General features: G+C 28.7%; 2 protein-coding genes and 2 pseudogenes. 1 reads left to right on the top strand and 3 read right to left on the bottom strand.

Features of this window, described 5'->3' with window-relative positions:
• Window positions 1–91: 91 nt before the first annotated feature.
• The 3 genes and pseudogenes from HMPREF3247_RS06510 to HMPREF3247_RS06520 all read right to left on the bottom strand — a co-directional run bounded on the left by HMPREF3247_RS06510 (window position 92) and on the right by HMPREF3247_RS06520 (window position 2,160).
• On the bottom strand, window positions 92–589 hold the full coding sequence (locus HMPREF3247_RS06510) for a hypothetical protein (RefSeq protein WP_000586232.1): 498 nt from the start codon (window positions 587–589) through the stop codon (window positions 92–94).
• Between the two features lies 1 nt (window position 590).
• A complete protein-coding gene (locus tag HMPREF3247_RS06515; RefSeq protein WP_000790914.1) occupies window positions 591–1,340 on the bottom strand; it encodes an SAR2788 family putative toxin in 750 nt (249 codons plus the stop codon).
• A gap of 18 nt (window positions 1,341–1,358) precedes the next feature.
• Window positions 1,359–2,160 (bottom strand): annotated as a pseudogene (locus HMPREF3247_RS06520) (S8 family serine peptidase).
• A 218-nt stretch (window positions 2,161–2,378) separates the two neighbouring features.
• On the opposite strand from HMPREF3247_RS06520, the pseudogene HMPREF3247_RS15085 reads away from it, so the two are divergent.
• Window positions 2,379–2,548 (top strand): annotated as a pseudogene (locus HMPREF3247_RS15085) (IS30 family transposase); the annotation flags it as partial.

Consider the following 2,548-nt stretch of genomic DNA (forward strand, 5'->3'; position numbering starts at 1 on the left):
ATAAACTTGTCCAGCTTAATTTGACAATCTAAAGCTATATAAAAAAGCCGTTGGTCTCTTCGAAACTACGGCTTTTCTCTGTGCTATAAAATCAGTATGGCGAAGCACAGTGATCATTGAATTCTGACTTTATATAATCAAGAGTATCTTTGGATACACTGATGATATCTATAACAGCATTGCTAATGTAGAATATATTTTCTTGATTATAGAATACAATAAATGGCTCCACTAAACCTTTTTTAATATATAAAGAATAATCAATTAAGTCTTTGTTTTTTATATTTTTAATAGTTGCAATAACATACTTCTCATCGGTAGAATGGATTTCTTCGTACCAGTTAGTAATATTAAAAAAACGACCAATTCTTGTTTTTTCTCTAAATTTAACAGGATATAAGTATTCAGACAAAAATGTACATTTCGTCTTTGATTGGTTATTAAATATAACATTAATAATATTAGAAATTTGCTTTTTATTGAGAACATCAATATCTAAGCGTATCCTATTTTTCTCAGGTGCTTGAAAATAGGGAATTTCATGTTCTAAATCAAAATGTATTTGTTGTGTTTCAAGGTTAATAATCATTTTAATCTCCAATTCTTTTTAGGTTAGCATCGTATGTACCACTTCTTGTTTTCTTGCTACCTAAATTCTTAATACTGCTTGCACCTTTCCATGCTCCTCCTCGGTGTCCATCTTTATCGACAGATATAAATTGAGGACGCCCTTTACTATTTTTCTTGAACACTTTTTTACCATGGGATACATGCTTTGTAGCAGAATAACCCAATTTTTTAGCTGCCTGTGCGGCAACTTGAGGGCTTGTACGAATCATTGATGTTACAACTGTCTTACCATATTTTTGAATAGCTTTCTTAAGTCCTTGTTTGGCGATGAATCCTACTAATACAGCCACTACAGGTGCAATTGAAGCTTTAACCTCATTCGTATCATATATTATTTTTTCTCCCGTATCTTGGTCGGTAAATTCTGCCTTAAAGTCATTTTCATTAACAATCCTTAAAAATTTAACATCATAAGTTTTATCAAGTTTATTATTATAATTATCTTTTAATGAAGCCTCTACAGTAATTTTATCTGTATTTAGGTCGTGTTCTAAATTGCTTTCAATGTTTAAATCTTTAGATTTAAAGTTATTGTCAATGTAATTACGATTATTTTTACTGTAAATATTCTCGTTAATTTTATTTGTGTTTATTTTACTATTCGAATTGTTAATATCAGCTTCTTTTATAACCACAGAAGCTTCTGCAAAGTTTCCGTAAGTAAAAGTTATAATAATTGCTAGAAATAGGATAATTATTTTGTTTTTCATGTTTTCTCCTTTGATGCGTTATTTTATTGGATATTCTTTTAAAATATGTGGTAAGTCATTTCGGGATTCAATATTATTTGTCAGATAAGCAGTGAAATAGGCGGCTGCAAAAGATGTTCCATTTACAACAAGTAACTCATCTTTTGATCCTTTTGTATATACATCTACGCCAGGAGCTTTAAAATCGATTTTTTTAGTAGGTGCATATATAAATGGCTTATTGTTTTTGTCTATTGCTGTGATAGAATATACTTCGTTAAAACGTGCTGGATAGTCACTATAATCATCCATGTTATTCCCTGCTGCGGCTACTAAGATAATACCTTTATTTTTAGCGTTCTTTATAACATCATGTAATTCTTTATTATAACGCTGAAAGCCAAAACTCATATGAATAATATTTACGTCATTTTTGATACTCCAAGTTATGCCTTTTATTATGTTATCTATATCGCCTTTAAGGTTATCATCTAATACTTTAACGTCATAAATACTTACTGATTTACTGATACCAATCAACTTTTCTTTATGTTCTCCATATGTGATAATACTTGCTACTTGAGTGGCGTGATTACTATCTGTAGTTATTTGATTATGGTTGTTTATAGCATTGTATCTTTTTGTAACAAAATTATTGTTTATTCTTGTATTATTAATACCCGTATCTAAAATAGCAACTTTTACATTGGATGGCTTTGAATCATTTATATATATTTAGACTGCTCCATGCCCAATTATTTGGTTGATTTAATAAATAAAACGAGAAAGAAATTATAAATATAGCGACCCCTATGGATAAATGTATTAAATTACGACTCATATGACACCTATAATTATTAGTTAACTCTTTCTGCAATAAGACTGTTTAGAAAGATAAAAACTCATTAACTTGAATTTATACAATATATGTATATTATTTATATTTGCTTATATTCACTGATTTGTCAACAATTCTTTGATAAATTAACATATATATATATTTGAGAGCTCTATAAGATATACAACGTCGATCATTTTACAAAAGATAAAAAACAAATGTTTAAAGAGAACATTTTTACTGTACATGATTTACCTATGAAATGTAAAAGAAAGCCAAATGACCATTCTGAAAAAAGAGGTAGACAGACTTTTAAAAGACATATTTCTGAAAGAATAGAAGAATTTCCTTTATTCAATAAGGAGTTTGGACATCTTGAAGGAGATACTAT

Origin of the sequence: Staphylococcus sp. HMSC36A10, from assembly GCF_001838845.1 — a bacterium.
Taxonomy (GTDB): domain Bacteria; phylum Bacillota; class Bacilli; order Staphylococcales; family Staphylococcaceae; genus Staphylococcus; species Staphylococcus aureus.

Bases quoted from the DNA above. Each gene is read 5' to 3' on its own strand.
- HMPREF3247_RS06510 (WP_000586232.1), bottom strand. From the start codon at position 589: ATGATTATTAACCTTGAAACACAACAAATACATTTTGATTTAGAACAT.
- HMPREF3247_RS06515 (WP_000790914.1), bottom strand. From the start codon at position 1,340: ATGAAAAACAAAATAATTATCCTATTTCTAGCAATTATTATAACTTTT.